Annotated in this window: 13 protein-coding genes; 2 read left to right on the top strand and 11 right to left on the bottom strand. The window is 59.7% G+C overall.

Annotated features, from left to right (window positions below; all coding sequences use genetic code 11):
* Positions 1-158: 158 nt before the first annotated feature.
* The 10 genes from pgi to dksA form a co-directional block, all read right to left on the bottom strand.
* Entirely contained in the window at positions 159-1,823 is a 1,665-nt protein-coding gene (pgi, locus tag PMI37_RS11420; protein WP_008080867.1) for a glucose-6-phosphate isomerase, read from the bottom strand.
* A 375-nt stretch (positions 1,824-2,198) separates the two neighbouring features.
* Positions 2,199-3,059 carry a pantoate--beta-alanine ligase gene (panC, locus tag PMI37_RS11415; protein ID WP_008080864.1) on the bottom strand — a complete coding sequence of 287 codons (861 nt, stop codon included), beginning with the start codon at positions 3,057-3,059 and terminating at the stop codon, positions 2,199-2,201.
* A complete protein-coding gene (panB, locus tag PMI37_RS11410) occupies positions 3,056-3,856 on the bottom strand; it encodes a 3-methyl-2-oxobutanoate hydroxymethyltransferase (RefSeq protein ID WP_008080862.1) in 801 nt (266 codons plus the stop codon). The genes panC and panB overlap by 4 nt, the downstream gene beginning before the upstream one ends.
* A 403-nt stretch (positions 3,857-4,259) precedes the next feature.
* The gene (folK, locus tag PMI37_RS11405) at positions 4,260-4,745 is read right to left on the bottom strand and encodes a 2-amino-4-hydroxy-6-hydroxymethyldihydropteridine diphosphokinase (RefSeq protein ID WP_008080860.1); all 486 of its coding nucleotides are present in this window, start codon (positions 4,743-4,745) and stop codon (positions 4,260-4,262) included.
* A 4-nt stretch (positions 4,746-4,749) separates the two neighbouring features.
* Positions 4,750-6,153: a polynucleotide adenylyltransferase PcnB gene (locus PMI37_RS11400; protein WP_008080858.1), complete on the bottom strand. Its 1,404-nt coding sequence runs from the start codon at positions 6,151-6,153 to the stop codon at positions 4,750-4,752.
* A gap of 734 nt (positions 6,154-6,887) precedes the next feature.
* A complete protein-coding gene (locus PMI37_RS11395; protein ID WP_008080856.1) occupies positions 6,888-8,324 on the bottom strand; it encodes a sigma-54-dependent transcriptional regulator in 1,437 nt (478 codons plus the stop codon).
* A 22-nt stretch (positions 8,325-8,346) separates the two neighbouring features.
* Positions 8,347-11,301: a sensor histidine kinase gene (locus tag PMI37_RS11390; protein WP_008080855.1), complete on the bottom strand. Its 2,955-nt coding sequence runs from the start codon at positions 11,299-11,301 to the stop codon at positions 8,347-8,349.
* Positions 11,285-11,461 carry a hypothetical protein gene (locus PMI37_RS31670; protein WP_003176118.1) on the bottom strand — a complete coding sequence of 59 codons (177 nt, stop codon included), beginning with the start codon at positions 11,459-11,461 and terminating at the stop codon, positions 11,285-11,287. Before PMI37_RS31670 ends, PMI37_RS11390 begins: the two co-directional genes overlap by 17 nt.
* A 77-nt stretch (positions 11,462-11,538) precedes the next feature.
* Positions 11,539-12,435, bottom strand: a complete 897-nt coding sequence (gene gluQRS, locus PMI37_RS11380; RefSeq protein ID WP_008080852.1) for a tRNA glutamyl-Q(34) synthetase GluQRS — start codon at positions 12,433-12,435, stop codon at positions 11,539-11,541.
* Between the two features lie 204 nt (positions 12,436-12,639).
* Positions 12,640-13,083, bottom strand: coding sequence for an RNA polymerase-binding protein DksA (gene dksA, locus PMI37_RS11375; RefSeq protein WP_008080850.1), 444 nt, complete (start codon positions 13,081-13,083; stop codon positions 12,640-12,642).
* Positions 13,084-13,417: 334 nt separating this feature from the next.
* Between dksA and PMI37_RS11370 the strand changes: the two genes are divergently transcribed.
* Together PMI37_RS11370 and sfsA are read left to right on the top strand one after the other, a co-directional pair.
* Positions 13,418-14,590 carry a pyridoxal phosphate-dependent aminotransferase gene (locus tag PMI37_RS11370; RefSeq protein ID WP_008080847.1) on the top strand — a complete coding sequence of 391 codons (1,173 nt, stop codon included), beginning with the start codon at positions 13,418-13,420 and terminating at the stop codon, positions 14,588-14,590.
* Entirely contained in the window at positions 14,590-15,303 is a 714-nt protein-coding gene (sfsA, locus tag PMI37_RS11365) for a DNA/RNA nuclease SfsA (RefSeq protein WP_008080845.1), read from the top strand. The genes PMI37_RS11370 and sfsA overlap by 1 nt, the downstream gene beginning before the upstream one ends.
* Here the strand turns inward: sfsA and PMI37_RS11360 are convergent.
* On the bottom strand, positions 15,300-15,617 hold the full coding sequence (locus PMI37_RS11360) for a Rieske (2Fe-2S) protein (RefSeq protein ID WP_008080843.1): 318 nt from the start codon (positions 15,615-15,617) through the stop codon (positions 15,300-15,302). The genes sfsA and PMI37_RS11360 overlap by 4 nt on opposite strands.
* Positions 15,618-15,728: the final 111 nt, after the last annotated feature.

Genomic DNA, 15,728 nt, shown 5'->3' with positions numbered 1-15,728 from the left:
ATCTTTTGATCTTGTTTTTTAAGGTCAAGATCAAAAGATCGCAGCCTTCGGCAGCTCCTACCGGGATCGTGTACGCCACCGATTCTGCGATTAGCCCGGTGCCGTGGAACTGTCGATGTTGCAAGCTGTAGGGGCAGGCAAACCGCCCCTTCAGCCTATCACCCGCGGTGACGACCGCGGAAGTAGTTGATCAGGCCCTGGGTGGAAGGGTCATCAGCATTGGTTTCATCGCTGCCCACCAGACGGTTGTAAACGCCTTTGCCCAGTTCCTTGCCCAGTTCCACGCCCCACTGGTCGAAGGCGTTGATGCCCCAGACCACGCTTTGCACGAACACTTTGTGTTCATACATCGCCACCAGTGCGCCGAGACGGCGCGGGCTGATGCGTTCAACCACAAGGGTGTTGCTCGGACGGTTGCCCGGGATCACCTTGTGCGGCGCCAGTTTGTGCACCTGCTCTTCGCTCATGCCCTTGTCGCGCAACTCTTGCTCGGCTTCCGGCAAGGTCTTGCCGAGCATCAGCGCCTGGCTCTGCGACAGGCAGTTGGCGTACAGCCACTGATGGTGGTCGGCGACCGGGTTGAAGCTGACGATCGGCACAATGAAATCGGCCGGGATCAACTGTGAACCTTGGTGCAGCAACTGGTGGTAAGCGTGCTGACCGTTGCAGCCGACGCCACCCCAGATCACCGGGCCGGTATCAGTCGACACCGGGGTGCCGTCCTGACGCACGCTCTTGCCATTGGATTCCATGTCCAGCTGTTGCAAGTGCTTGGTGATGTTGCGCAGGTAATGGTCGTACGGCAGGATCGCGTGACTTTGCGCGCCCCAGAAGTTGCCGTACCACACGCCGAGCAGGGCCAGCAGCACCGGCATGTTCTGTTCGAACGGCGCGGTCTGGAAGTGCTGGTCCATGGTGTAGGCACCGGACAGCAATTCCTTGAAGTTGGACATGCCGATGGCCAGAGCGATTGGCAAACCGATCGCCGACCACAGCGAGTAACGACCGCCCACCCAGTCCCACATCGGGAAGATGTTTTCTTCGCGGATGCCGAACGCCACGGCGGCGGCGTTGTTGCTCGAGACGGCGATGAAGTGACGATACAGTTCGGCTTCCGAACCGCCCTGCGCCAGATACCAGGCACGTGCGGCCTGCGCATTCTTCAGGGTTTCGAGGGTGTTGAACGACTTCGACGAAACGATGAACAAAGTGGTTTCGGCACGCAGTTTTTGCGTCAGCTCGTGGAACTCACTGCCGTCGATGTTCGCCAGGTAGTGGCAACGCACGCCTTTCTGCGCGTAGGACAGCAATGCTTCGGAAACCAGTTCAGGGCCGAGGAACGAGCCACCGATGCCGATGTTGACCACGTCAGTGATCGGCTTCTCGGTGTAACCGCGCCACAGACCGTCGTGAATACGGCCCACGAGGTCGGTGATCTGGTTCAACACCTTGTGGACTTCCGGCATCACGTTGACGCCGTTGACAGACAACTTGTCGCCCACCGGACGGCGCAGGGCGGTGTGCAGCGCCGGGCGGCCTTCGGAGGTGTTGACGATTTCGCCATCGAACAGCGCTTTGATCGCGCCTTTCAGATCAACTTCATTGGCCAGGCCCACCAGCAGGTTGCGGGTCTGGGCGTTGATCAAATTCTTCGAATAATCGAGAAACAGGCCGCAGCTGCTGAGGGTGAACTGATTGAAGCGCTGCGGATCGGCATTGAAGGCCTCGCGCATGCTGAAATCCTGCATGGCCTGGCGGTGTTCTTTCAACGCTTGCCAGGCGGGCAGAGCGGTAACGTCTTTAGGAGTGAGGTAATACGCCATCGCTGCGGTTTTCCTTTTTACTTGAACGGCTTTTTGAACACTGAACAGACCGGCGCACCCTGTTTAGGCGCGGGGTCAAACTGCGTCGACACGATTTATTGGCGCAGGGCGAATACAGTAAACCTCGCGCTGCGATCTGTCTTGACTTTGTCTGACCAGATCCCTGTACTTTTTTAACATTAATACCGGGAATGGCCGACAAACGGAGGGGAGGGGGCACTGAGGCAAGCTGAACCTCCCGGGCTGGAATCGAACGGCCGGCAGTGTGCCCGAAGGCTTTATGAGCGGCAATACAACGCAAAAGATCGCAGCCTGCGGCAGCTCCTACCGGGTTATGTAGGAGCTGCCGCAGGCTGCGATCTTTTGATTTTGCTGTTAAACCGGGCTATCGAGATTCAGGTGCAGGTTGTCGATCAACCGTGTGGTGCCAAGGAATGCCGCCACCAGAATCACCAGGTCGCGGTCTTCAGCCGTCGCCGGACGCAAGGTCAGGGCATGGCGGATTTCCAGGTAATCCGGACGCAACCCAGCCGCCTCCAGTTGTTGCGCCTGAGCGCTGATCAGTGCCGGGAAATCCCGTTCGCCTTGTTTGATCGACTCGGCGATGTTGCTCAGGGCGCGATAGACCACCGGCGCCACCGCGCGTTGTTCTTCGCTGAGGAAACCATTGCGCGAGGACAGTGCCAAGCCGTCGGCGGCGCGTACGGTCGGCTCGCCGATGATCTGGATCGGCATGTTCAGGTCATGCACCAGCGCACGGATCACCGCCAGTTGCTGGTAATCCTTCTGGCCGAAAATCGCCAGATCCGGCTGGACCATGTTGAACAGTTTGCTGACCACGGTCGCGACACCTTCGAAGTGCCCCGGACGGCTGGCGCCGCACAGGCCTTGAGAAAGTTGCGGCACGCTGACGCGAGTCTGCCCGGCCATGCCGTCGGGGTACATTTCTTCGACCGTCGGTGCGAACAATAGCGAGCAACCGGCCTCCAGCAGTTTTTCCTGATCGGCGGCGAGGGTGCGCGGATACTTGTCGAGATCTTCGCCAGCGCCGAACTGCAGCGGGTTGACGAAAATGCTCGCGACCACAAAATCCACGCGTTGCGTGGCTTTGGTCACCAGCGCGACGTGACCGCTGTGCAGGTTGCCCATGGTCGGCACGAAGCCGATACGCTTGCCTTCACTGCGGGCGCGGGCTACAGCGGCGCGCAGCTCGCGTACGGTTTTAACAGTATTCATGCCGAGAATCCGTGTTCGATGCCTGGGAACGTGGTGGCTTTGACTTCGCTGACGTAAGCCTTCAGCGCGGACTGAATGCTGTCCTGGCCGTGCATGAAGTTCTTGACGAATTTCGGTACGCGGCCGGTGATCGACAGGCCGAGCATGTCGTGCAGCACCAGCACTTGACCGTCGGTGGCGTTACCGGCGCCGATGCCAATGACCGGAATCTTCACGGCCTGGCTGATTTCGGCCGCCAGTTCGCTCGGTACGCATTCCAGCAGCAGCATCGCCGCGCCAGCCTGCTCCAGCGAGATCGCGTCGGCACGCATCTGCCGCGCCTGGTTCTCGTTACGGCCCTGCACTTTATAGCCACCGAGAATGTTCACCGCTTGCGGGGTCAAGCCCATGTGCGCGCACACTGGCACACCGCGTTCGGCGAGCAGACGGATCGACTCCGCGAGCCACAGCTGACCTTCGACCTTGACCATGTGCGCACCGGCCTGCATCAGCATGGCGCTGTTGTTCATGGTTTGTTCGAGGGTGGCGTTGGCCATGAACGGCAGATCGGCAAGGATCAACGCGTCGCTGTTGCCGCGTTTGACGCAGGCGGTGTGGTAGGCCATTTCTGCGGTGGTCACCGGCAGCGTGCTGTCGTGACCTTGCAGGACCATGCCGAGGGAGTCGCCCACCAGCAGCACTTCAACACCGGCCTCATTACAGGCGTGGGCGAAGGTCGCGTCATAGCAGGTCAGCATGGTGATTTTTTCACCTTTCTGCTTGAGGCTCTGGAGCGTGGTCAGGGTGATGGCTGGCATGTAAAAAATCCTCGTTCAGGCGCTCTGGAAACTACTGCGAGTAACGCGCGTGATTCGTCATCTACTCAGGCGCACGGTCTTTTGTCGTGCTTATAAGGCCTGGCTTGCGCCCGTGTGTGCCGGGTTGGCGGCAGCGGGACGCCTATAGTCGTGATGAGCCAAGCGGAAGTCAATTGCGTGTGTTACCGCAATGTTACGAGGGGAGTGTTACCGGCGTTACTGATGCGATTCAGCGCCGTAGCGGGGTTGAATTACAGAATTTTTGTCCGACAAAAATAGCGATGTCGCACGCTATCCATGTAGGAGCTGCCGAAGGCTGCGATCTTTTGATCCTTGGGGTTTTAATAACAAGAGCAAGATCAAAAGATCGCAGCCTTCGGCAGCTCCTACAGGGGGATTTGCTTCAGGGGTGAGGGAGGCGTTCGAGGCCGACGAACGGGCAGGCGGCGAGCATGTCGGCGAGGGTGCGGCCATCCGGCAGATGAAGAGCCGGCGGCGCCAGTTCGGCGAGGGGATACAACACGAAGGCGCGTTCCTGAATCTGGTAGTGCGGGACTTTCAGCCGTGGTTCGTCGATCAGTCGATCACCGAACAGCAGAATGTCCAGATCCAGCGTGCGCGGACCCCAGCGCTCAAGGCGTTCGCGGCCCTGATCATTCTCGATCGCTTGCAACGCATCGAGCAATTCCAGTGGGGCGAGCGTGCTGTCGAGCGCCGCCACCGCGTTGGTGTAACGCGGTTGGCCCGGCAACAGGGAATCGCTTTGATAGAAAGCTGAAACACCGGCGAGGGAAGTCTGCGGCAATTGCCCCAGCGCCTCGACGGCGATGCGCAATTGTTCGGCCGGGTCAGCGAGGTTGCTGCCCATGCCGATGTAGATGCGTTCCATGCCTTTACTCGCCTGTCGAAGCGCTCGGGGCACCGGCGCGTTTGCGCTTGGAGCCGCTGCTGCGACGACGTTTGCGTGGCGCGCCGCTGGCGTCATCACCTTTGCCGCTGAGGTCGCGGATCATGTCGCGGCGTTCGCTTTCGTTGGCGTCCTGATAATCCGTCCACCATTCGCCGAGGCCATCAGTCTCCTCGCCAGCGCTTTCACGCAGCAGCAGGAAGTCGTAACCGGCGCGGAAACGCGGATTGTCCAGCAACAGGTCGGCACGTTTGCCGCTGCGGCGTGGCAAGCGTTCCTGCATGTCCCAGATCTCGCGGATCGGCATGGTGAAGCGCTTTGGAATCGCAATGCGCTGGCACTGTTCGGCGATCAGCTCGTGCGCGCCTTCCTGCATTGCCGGAATTGGCGGCATGCCACGTTCCTGCAAGCGCAACACGCGGGCCGGCAGGGCAGGCCACAGCAGCGCGGCAAACAGGAACGCCGGGGTCACCGGTTTGTTCTGCTTGATGCGCAGGTCGGTGTTGGTCAGCGCTTCGCTGATCAGCGTGTGGGTGTATTCCGGGTTGTGTTCCAGTGCGTCGGCACTGGCCGGGAACAGCGGGGCGAACAGTTGCAGATCGACGAGCATTTCGAAGGTGATCGCGCCGTGTCCCGAGAGGAACAGCTTGAGCACTTCTTCGAACAAGCGCGCCGATGGAATCTCGCGCAGCATCGGCGCCAGCTCGCGGATCGGCTGCACGGTGTGCTTCTCGATGCCGAAGTTGAGCTTGGCGGCGAAACGCACGGCCCGCAGCATGCGCACCGGATCTTCCTGGTAGCGCTGCTTCGGATCGCCGATCAGACGGATCAGGTGATTGCGGATGTCGTGTACGCCGTTGGCGTAATCGAGGATGCGCTCGCTGACCGGATCGTAATACAGGGCGTTGATGGTGAAGTCGCGGCGTTGCGCGTCTTCTTCCAGGGTGCCGTAAACGTTGTCGCGCAGAATCCGCCCGCTCTCGTTACGCGAAGACTGATTGCTGTCTTCGTCGTCTTCGTTGACCGGGTGATTGGCGCGGAAGGTCGCGACTTCAATGATTTCGCGACCGAAATGGATATGCACCAGTTTGAAGCGACGGCCGATGATCCGCGCATTGCGGAATTCGGCACGGACTTGCTCGGGCGTGGCGCTGGTGGCGACGTCGAAATCCTTGGGCGTGATGCCCAGCAGCATGTCACGCACGCAACCGCCGACCAGATAAGCCTGGTAACCGGCACCTTGCAGGCGTTCGACGATATTCACCGCATAGCGGCTGAACTGCGTTTTCTGCAGCGAATGTTGACCGCTGTTGAGCACTTCAGGGGTGCTGCGGATGTGTTGCGTACGACGCACGGGAGTTCGGAATGACTGGAACAACTTCTTCAGCATGGGATGCACTGTTTGAAGGAATGTTCGGCCATACCAAAGAATGACCGCATGATGGGCGCAGATTCTAGCATTTAGTCGGGGGATGGTGTAGGACACGGCAGATTTGAGCTGCAAGCCGCAGGCTACAGGCGTCGCGCGCGATAAAAACAGGGGATTTTGCCGGGAGGGAGAAACTACAAGGGGAGCCGAAGCTCCCCAAGAAGTAGTTGCGTGCTCTTTTTATTATTGATTCGGGCTTCTTGTTTTTGTTGAGTGCCCTCGCCACGAAGCGTTTCCTTCGTGACCCTCCCAATCGGGAGCCAAGAGCAAACGGATTGCTTTGGTCGCTGAATTGCAGTGATCTTACGATCCAACCAGTACAGGCTCTGTCTTAGGACAGTTTTTGTTGTTCTCGGTCTGGTCGTGGGGCAAGCCCCAAATACAACGCCTCTCCAAAAGAATCAGTTAGCTGCGCCTCTCGCCGTCTTGTTTTTATTGTGCGTGAGTCGATTCGTCTTATTATTATTGTCTTGTGCATTGCTTGTTATTGTTCTTGTACCAAACATATAGCAGGGGGCGTGCCAACTTTTGCGAAACCCAATAAAACAAGGGGTTAGGTCGATATAACCGTTTTGTCGGGGCGAAAAAAAACCGGGGTTTCGTTACCGATAACCCCGGCTTCTGTTACGTGAATCGACTGCGGTAACAGTTTTTTCACATCCTCAACCGTTACCCGCGCACTCGACAGGTAACGTTCAGCTCTCGCTGGCGACCCCGGTCTTGCGCCGTGGAATGCCCAGACGCTGACGACGCTCCCACAGACATTTACGGCTGACGCCCAATTTGCGCGCCAGTTCGGTCTCGGTCATGTGGTCTTGATGTTCTAGGACGAAGTGCTGGAAATAGTCTTCCAGCGACAGGTCTTCGGTCGGCTCGTGGCTGCTGTTGCTGGCGTTACCGCCCGTTTGCGGCGGCAGACCGATGAACTCGTCGTCTTCCAGATCGCTCAGCTCGATGTCGATGCCCAGCAAATCGGCGGAGATTTCCGGGCTTTCGCTAAGAATCACCGCGCGCTCGACTGCGTTCTCCAACTCCCGCACGTTACCCGGCCAGGAATAGTGACGAATGGCCTGTTCGGCATCCGCAGCAAACTTGAGGTCGGTACGATTGATGCGCGCGCTCTGGCGAGCGAGGAAAGCCGTGGCGATTTCGTTGACGTCGGCACCGCGCTCGCGCAGGGCGGGCAGTTTCAGGGCGATCACGTGCAGACGGTAATAAAGGTCTTCACGGAACTGGCCGATTTTCGCCAGACTTTTCAGGTCCCGGTGCGTGGCCGCGATCAGGCGCACATCGACCTTCTGCGACTGCACGGAACCAACACGGCGTATTTCACCTTCCTGCAACACGCGCAGCAGGCGGGCCTGAGCTTCCAGCGGCAGTTCGCCGATTTCGTCGAGGAACAAGGTGCCGCCATCCGCCGCTTCGACCAGACCGGCACGCCCGGCGCTGGCGCCAGTGAACGCACCTTTCTCGTGGCCGAACAGTTCAGACTCGATCAGGCTTTCCGGGATAGCTGCACAGTTCACCGAAATCATCGGTGCCTTGGCGCGTTTCGACAGATTGTGCAGGGCGCGCGCCACCAGTTCTTTACCGGTGCCGGACTCGCCTTGGATCAGGACATTGGAATCGGTCGGCGCGACTTTGCGGATCTTGCTGTACAGATCCTGCATCGGCGGGCACGAACCAATGATGCCGATTTCGCCGTTGCTGTTGTCAGTGGCGGGTTTGCCGCTGCCATTGGCCGGTTTGCTGGCAACTGCTTCGCCGGCAGCGGGAGCCGATTGGCGATCACGCAGAATCCGCGCGACAGCCTGGAGCATTTCATCGTGGTCGAAAGGCTTGGCGATGTAGTCCACCGCGCCCATCTTCATCGAGTCGACCGCCGAGCGCAGGCTGGCGTAACTGGTCATGATCAGCACCGGCGTGCCCTGGCCGAGCTTGATCAGCTCGGTGCCCGGAGCGCCCGGCAAACGCAGATCGCTGACGATCAGGTCGAACGTAGGAATGGTGAAGCGTTCTTGTGCTTCCTGCACTGAACCGGCTTCGCTGACCTGGTACTGATTACGTTCCAGCAGGCGGCGCAAGGCGGAGCGGATAATTGTTTCGTCTTCGACGATCAAAATGTGCGGCATTGATTCGATACTCTCGACGGTCTCAGTTCACAGCGGACGTCGCTTCGACATGACGCGGTAAGGTCACCCGGATACGGGTGCCGCGTTGGCTTTGTACATCAGCCGGGCTGTCGATGGTGATTTGTCCATAATGCTCTTCAACGATGGAATAGACCAGTGCAAGGCCCAGACCGGTGCCTTCGCCAGGATCCTTGGTGGTGAAGAAGGGTTCGAACAATCTATCCATGATGTTCTTCGGAATACCGCTGCCTTCGTCCTCGACGATCAGATCGACCGTGTGTTCGCCGGCTTCGCTCTTGACCCGTACCGCGCTGTGCGGCGGCGAGGCGTCGCGGGCGTTTGAAAGCAAATTGATCAAAACCTGCGCGAGTCGCTGCGGATCGCCTTCGACCCAGTGATCCGGATCGCACAGGTTGTAGAACTGCACTTCGAAATTGCGTCGGTTCAGCGCCAGCAGGCCAATCGCGTCCTGCGCCACTTCCGCCAGACAAACCGGCTCGTCACTGTGCTGATGGCTGCCGGCGTGGGCGAAACTCATCAACGACTGGACGATGCGCGATATGCGTTTGGTCTGTTCGAGAATCTGCCCGCTGATTTCCGTCAGTTCGTCGTCTTCTTCGCGCTCTTCGCGCAGGTTTTGCGCCAGACAGGCGATGCCGGTGACCGGGTTGCCGATTTCGTGGGCGACACCCGCCGCGAGTCGACCAATGCTGGCCAGACGCTCGGAGTGCACCAGTTTGTCTTCGAGCATCTGCGTTTCGGTCAAGTCCTCGACCAGTAACACCAGACCGCTGTTACCCGGAGCAAGCGGCTCATCGATGGCCGCTTTGTGCAGGTTCAACCAGCGGGTCTGGCCGTCGAGGGCCAGATGCTGTTTGTGCAAATGCTCGTCGGGCAGATTGATGAAGCCCTGGAGCAATTCTTTCCACGGCTCGCCGATGGTGCTCAGGCGCGAACCGACCACACGTTGCGCGGCAATCCCGGTGAGTTCTTCCATGGCCTTGTTCCACATCAGGATCTCTTGATCCTTGGCCAGCGAGCAGACGCCCATCGGCAGTTCCTGCAAGGTCTGGCGATGGTAACGGCGCAAAGCATCGAGTTCGGCCGCCAGACCGGTGAGGCGCGAGTGGTAATCCTCGAGGCGGCTTTCGATGAAGTGGATGTCTTCGGTGACATAGTTTTCACCGCCAGCCTTGTACGGCAGGAAGGTTTCCACCATGTCCTGCGCGACGCTCGGGCCCATCAGGCCGGAGAGGTTGGCTTCGATGCGGTCGCGCAAACGGCGCAAGGCGTAAGGGCGGCGTTCGTCGAAGGGCAGATAAAGGTCTCGCAGCGCTTGTTCGACTTCTTTCTGCGCAGCCTTGGCGCCCAGCGGTTTGGCCAGTTGTGTGGCGAACTCCTGCGGGGAGGCTGCGTGCAGTTCGCGGCGCTGCGGGCGACGGACGTTATCCACGGCGCAGGCTTCGGCGGCGCTGGCTTCTTCCGGACTGGCATTGGTGAACAGCGAGATCAGCGTGAACATCAATACGTTGGCGGCGAGCGAGGCGATGGCCGCCATGTGCCAGCTGGTGTCGTCGAGCACGTAAATCATGTTCAGCAGCGGGATGTAGAAGCCCTGCAGATTGCCGACCAGCGGCAACAGCATGGTCACCACCCAAACCAGAATCCCCGCCAGCAGACCGGCGATAAAGCCTCGGCGGTTAGCGGTTGGCCAGTACAGTACGGACAGCACGCCCGGGAGGAATTGCAGGGTCGCCACGAAAGCAACAATGCCGAGGTTGGCCAGATCCTGCTCGGCGCCAAGCATCAGGTAGAAACCGAAACCGGCCATGATGATCGCGACGATCAGCGCGCGGCGCGTCCACTTCAGCCAACGGTAGATATTGCCTTCAGCCGGCGGCTGATAAAGCGGCAGCACCAGGTGGTTCAGCGCCATGCCCGACAGCGCCAGCGTGGTGACGATGATCAGGCCGCTGGCCGCCGATAGACCGCCGACGTAGGCGAGCAACGCCAGCGGCTTGCTGTTGGCGGCGATGCCGATGCCGAGGGTGAAATATTCCGGATTGGTCGTGGCGCCCAGTTTCAGGCCGGCCCACAAGATCAGCGGCACCGCCAGGCTCATCAGCAGCAGGAACAGCGGCAAACCCCAGCTCGCACTGACCAGTGAGCGCGGATTGAGGTTCTCGGTAAACGTCATGTGATACATGTGCGGCATCACGATTGCCGAGGCAAAAAACACCAGCAGCAGCGTGCGCCATGGGCCTTCCTGCAATGGCGTGTGCAACGCGGCGAGGGCGGTCTGGTTTTGCAGCAGCCACACCTCAAGTTGTTGCGGGCCGTCGAACACGCCGTACAGCGCATACAGACCGACGCCGCCGAGGGCGATCAGTTTGATCACCGATTCAAAGGCAATCGCGAACACCAGCCCTTCGTGTTTCTCGCGGGTGGCGATGTGGCGGGAGCCGAAGAAAATCGTGAACAGAATGATCAGCGCACAGAACGCCAGTGCTACACGGCTCTGCACCGGTTCGCCGGTGAGGATGCCGATGGAATCGGCCACCGCTTGAATCTGCAACGCCAGCAACGGCAACACGCCAATCAGCATGAAGATCGTGGTCAGCGCGCCGGCCCAGGTGCTGCGAAAGCGAAAGGCGAACAGGTCCGCCAGCGATGACAGTTGGTAGGTGCGGGTGATCTTCAGAATTGGATAAAGCAGCACCGGCGCCAGCAGAAATGCGCCGGAAACGCCGAGGTAACTGGAGAGAAAACCGTAGCCGTACTGATACGCGAGGCCCACCGTGCCGTAGAACGCCCACGCACTGGCGTAAACCCCCAGCGACAAAGTGTAAGTCAGCGGGTGGCGAATGATCGCACGCGGGATCATGCCCCGTTCACTGACCCATGCAACGCCGAACAGCACCGCCAGGTACGCGGCGCTGATCAGGATCATCTGGGTCAGGCTAAAGCTCATCGGCATCTTTTTGGCTCTGCAGGATGAAGGTCACAACAATCAGGATCAGCCAAAGCAGATAAGGGCGATACCAGGCGCCCGTCGCGTCGATCCACCAATCCATGATGGCGGGGGAAAACAGATAGATCCCGACGACTAAAAGCAGGACCAAGCGATAGATGTACATCCCGGCCTCTCTTTTTTATGCGCGTGCCCGAAAACGTGCGGCGATGGTAACGGATGGGCGCGCGACTGCAAGTGGCGTCATAGCAGTTGCGCTTCGGGCAAGGTCAGTGTGCGCGGGATCTTTGTCGCATCCCAGTGCAGGCAACCCCACGCCAGTAATTCTTGCGGCGAAGCGTGGGCCAGTTCGGCGCCGGGGTTCTGCCCCAGAGCGCGCAGGGCTCTGAGTAACAACGGCGTGGCCTGATCGGCTTCCAGCGGTGGCGAACGGTATGACTTGCCGAGCTTGTTGCCGTCCGGTTGGGTAATTAGCGGCAGGTGCAGATAGCGCGGTTGGCGCAGGCCCAGCAGCTCTTGCAGGTAGAGCTGACGCGGTGTCGAGTCGAGCAGATCGGCACCACGAACGATGTCGGTGATGCCTTGCCAGGCATCATCGAGCACCACGGCCAGTTGATAAGCATAGAGGCCGTCGCGACGGCGGATGACGAAATCGCCGACGTCGCGGCCCAGATGCTGACGGTATTCGCCTTGCACGCGGTCGATGAAGTGGTATTCCAGTTCCGGCACGCGCAGGCGAATGGCGGCGTCTTGCTGAGCGTGGCCGAGATTACGGCACAGGCCCGGATAAATGCCGTTGTACGCTTCGAGCTGTTTGCGCGAGCAGGTACAGGCGTAGGCCAGGCCGTGATTGAACAGGCTATTGAGGACGTCGGCGTAGGCATCGTGCCGATCGCTCTGGCGCACCATGTCGCCGTCCCATTCGAAGCCGTAGCTTTCCAGCGCCTTGAGAATCGCGGTTTGCGCACCGGGTTCTTCACGGGGCGGATCGAGATCTTCCATGCGCACCAGCCAGCGACCGCCGACCGAACGGGCGTCGAGGTAAGAGGCGAGGGCGGCGACCAGCGAGCCGAAGTGCAGGTGGCCACTGGGGGTCGGGGCGAAGCGGCCGATGTAGGCGGGGGATTTTTTGGCAGTCATGGAAACGAAGCTACTTTTCAGGCTATACGCAGGTCAACCTGTAGGAGTGAGCCTGCTCGCGATAGCGGTGCGACATTCAACACCGATATTGACCGACCCACCGCTATCGCGAGCAGGCTCACTCCTACAAAAGGCAAAGGCAAAGGCAAAAGACAGAAACAAAAACGGAGCGTTCGCACGCTCCGTTTTTCGTTCAGGTCGAGATTACTTGCCGACCTGCTTTTCCTTGATTTCCGCCAGGGTCTTGCAGTCGACGCACATGTCGGCTGTAGGGCGTGCTTCAAGGCGTTTCACACCAATCTCGACGCCGCACGAATCGCACCAACCGTACTCTTCGTCTTCGATCAGTTGCAGCGTCTTGTCGATTTTCTTGATCAGCTTGCGTTCGCGGTCGCGGGCGCGCAGCTCGAGGGCGAATTCTTCTTCCTGGCTGGCACGGTCGGCCGGGTCCGGGAAATTGGCAGCTTCGTCCTTCATGTGGTCAACGGTGCGGTCGACTTCCTGCATCAACTCCTGTTTCCACTTGTTCAGGACCTTGGTGAAGTGCGCGCGCATCGGGGCGCCCATGTACTCTTCACCTTTCGCCGGAACATAAGGTTCGAAACCGCTGATCGTCTGATTCTGCTGTTGCTTTGCTTGGGTGGGCATGAAATGGACCGCCTCTACTCTTGTAATCCATTGCGCAGGATTGCTCCATCACCGACACCTGCCGGCCCTGCGGCTGCAAGCGGGCGAACTTACCAGATCAATTCAGCCTGCGCTACTCCCGGATGTCGAGGCCCCGGCGGGTGGCGCTTGCAAAAGTCTGACAAGCCGTGTCTGGCGGTGTTGGAGACCTGTTCAATCACTGATTTTAGTCAATCCTGGAGCGTACGCTCATATCGTTACAGTCCAGCGTTCTTGAGGCTGTGACCGCTGCGGGTTCTCGCTCGTTCCGGCAGATGGGTAGAATCGTCTCTTTTTCCCCTTCGAAGGAAAACCAATGGCTCAGCCGTACAGTGCGCGCAGTCGTGCGATCGAACCGTTCCATGTAATGGCGCTGCTGGCGCGGGCCAATGAATTGCAGGCTGAAGGCCACGACGTGATCCATCTGGAGATCGGCGAGCCGGACTTCACCACGGCCGAACCGATCATTCGGGCCGGGCAAGCGGCGCTGACGGCGGGCAAGACCCGTTACACCGCAGCGCGCGGGATTCCCGAGTTGCGCGAGGCGATCGCCGGTTTTTACCAATCGCGTTACGGCTTGAACATTGATCCGCGGCGGATTCTGATCACGCCGGGTGGTTCTGGTGCGCTGTTGCTGGCCAGTGCGTTGCTGGTCGACCCCGGCAAACACTGGCTGTTGGCGGACCCAGGCTATCCGTGCAACCGGCACTTCCTGCGATTGGTCGAGGGCGCGGCACAGTTGGTGCCGGTCGGGCCGGACGTGCGCTATCAACTGACCCCGGATCTGGTCGAGCGTCATTGGGACCACGACAGCGTCGGCGCGCTGGTTGCCTCGCCGGCCAACCCGACCGGAACGATCCTGACCCGCGATGAGCTGGCCGGGTTATCCACAGCCATCAAGGCGAAACACGGGCATCTGGTGGTGGATGAGATCTATCACGGTCTGACTTACGGCACCGATGCCGCCAGCGTGCTGGAAGTCGATGACAGCGCTTTTGTCCTGAACAGTTTCTCCAAGTACTTCGGCATGACCGGCTGGCGCCTGGGCTGGCTGGTCGCACCGGAAGCGGCGGTGAGTGATCTGGAGAAGCTCGCGCAAAATCTCTACATCAGCGCCCCGAGCATGGCGCAATACGCTGCATTGGCGTGCTTCGAGCCGGACACCATCGCCATTCTGGAGGAGCGTCGCGCTGAATTTGGTCGTCGTCGCGACTTCCTGCTGCCCGCCCTGCGCGAGCTCGGATTCAACATTGCCGTGGAGCCGGAAGGCGCGTTCTATTTGTACGCCGATATCAGCCAGTTCGGCGGCGATGGCTTCGCGTTCTGCCGTCATTTCCTCGAAACCGAGCACGTCGCTTTTACGCCGGGGCTGGATTTTGGTCGTTATCAAGCCAGTCATCATGTGCGTTTTGCCTACACGCAGAACCTCCCTCGCTTACAAGAAGCGGTGGAGCGCATCGCGCGTGGCTTGAAGAGTTGGCAAGGCTGATGCGCTTTTATCCCCCTCTTGAAGAAGCGCGGTTGATTCGTCGATACAAACGCTTTCTCGCCGATATCGAGACCGTTAGCGGCGAGTTGCTGACGATTCACTGCCCGAACACCGGCTCCATGCTCAATTGTCAGGTCGAGGGCGGGCAGGTCTGGTTCAGCCGCTCCAACGATCCCAAGCGCAAATTGCCCGGCACTTGGGAGATCGGCGAAACCCTGCAAGGGCGGCTGTTTTGTGTGAACACCGGACGCGCCAACGGGTTGGTCGAGGAAGCCTTGCAGGCTGGCGTGATCAGCGAGTTGAACGGCTTTACCGCGTTGAAGCGAGAAGTCGCCTATGGGCAGGAAAAAAGCCGTATCGATTTCCGCCTCGAATACCCGAGCGGCCCGGCGTATGTGGAAGTGAAAAGCGTCACCCTGGGCTTCGATGGCACGGCGGTGGCGGCGTTTCCGGATGCCGTGACCCAGCGTGGCGCCAAGCATTTGCGTGAGCTGGCGCATTTGGCTCGCGACGGGATTCGGGCGGTGCAGTTGTATTGCGTCAATCTGAGCGGGATTGAAGCGGTGCGGCCTGCGAAGGAAATCGATTCGGCGTACGCCGATGCGCTTCTCGAAGCCGTTGCCTGTGGCGTTGAGGTGCTGGCGTACGGCGTGCGTTTGAACCATGAAGAAATGGTCATCGACCGGCGTCTCGACGTCTTGCTCAACGGTTAAACGTTGATCCACAGGCCTTGCGCGTCTTCGCGGCAGGGGATGGCGGTGAGTGACTGCCCGGCGCAAGGCCCGGCCACGCATTCGCCGTCCTCGATGAGAAACAGTGCGCCGTGGGTGGCGCACTGGATCAGGCTGTTGCTGGGGTCAAGAAACTGGTCGGGCTGCCATTCCAGCCCGACGCCGCGGTGCGGGCAGCGATTGAGGTAAACATAGGCCTGGCCGCTGCGGCGCACGGCGAAGAGCTTTTTCCCGTCGACTTCAAAACCACGACTGGCGGCTTCAGCCAGATCGGCGCCTGCGCAGAGAAACTTCATGACTATCCTCTAGTGTCCGCTCGTGTCCGGATATGTCCGAGCTTGACGTTTAAATGCAAACAATTATCAAATGACGGCCTTCGTCCGCAGGGCGGCTGGCAGATGCCGAGG

The organism is Pseudomonas sp. GM80, from assembly GCF_000282515.1.
Classification (GTDB): Bacteria; Pseudomonadota; Gammaproteobacteria; order Pseudomonadales; family Pseudomonadaceae; genus Aquipseudomonas.
Note: the sequence above shows the minus strand (reverse complement) of the source record. Positions and strands in the feature narration are given on the sequence as shown.

Coding starts and splice junctions, on each gene's coding strand:
- PMI37_RS11400 (WP_008080858.1), bottom strand. CDS start 6,153: ATGCTGAAGAAGTTGTTCCAGTCATTCCGAACTCCCGTGCGTCGTACG.
- PMI37_RS11360 (WP_008080843.1), bottom strand. CDS start 15,617: ATGAAGTTTCTCTGCGCAGGCGCCGATCTGGCTGAAGCCGCCAGTCGT.
- sfsA (WP_008080845.1), top strand. CDS start 14,590: ATGCGCTTTTATCCCCCTCTTGAAGAAGCGCGGTTGATTCGTCGATAC.
- panB (WP_008080862.1), bottom strand. CDS start 3,856: ATGCCAGCCATCACCCTGACCACGCTCCAGAGCCTCAAGCAGAAAGGT.
- dksA (WP_008080850.1), bottom strand. CDS start 13,083: ATGCCCACCCAAGCAAAGCAACAGCAGAATCAGACGATCAGCGGTTTC.
- PMI37_RS11390 (WP_008080855.1), bottom strand. CDS start 11,301: ATGCCGATGAGCTTTAGCCTGACCCAGATGATCCTGATCAGCGCCGCG.
- PMI37_RS11370 (WP_008080847.1), top strand. CDS start 13,418: ATGGCTCAGCCGTACAGTGCGCGCAGTCGTGCGATCGAACCGTTCCAT.
- PMI37_RS11395 (WP_008080856.1), bottom strand. CDS start 8,324: ATGCCGCACATTTTGATCGTCGAAGACGAAACAATTATCCGCTCCGCC.
- gluQRS (WP_008080852.1), bottom strand. CDS start 12,435: ATGACTGCCAAAAAATCCCCCGCCTACATCGGCCGCTTCGCCCCGACC.
- folK (WP_008080860.1), bottom strand. CDS start 4,745: ATGGAACGCATCTACATCGGCATGGGCAGCAACCTCGCTGACCCGGCC.
- PMI37_RS31670 (WP_003176118.1), bottom strand. CDS start 11,461: ATGTACATCTATCGCTTGGTCCTGCTTTTAGTCGTCGGGATCTATCTG.
- pgi (WP_008080867.1), bottom strand. CDS start 1,823: ATGGCGTATTACCTCACTCCTAAAGACGTTACCGCTCTGCCCGCCTGG.
- panC (WP_008080864.1), bottom strand. CDS start 3,059: ATGAATACTGTTAAAACCGTACGCGAGCTGCGCGCCGCTGTAGCCCGC.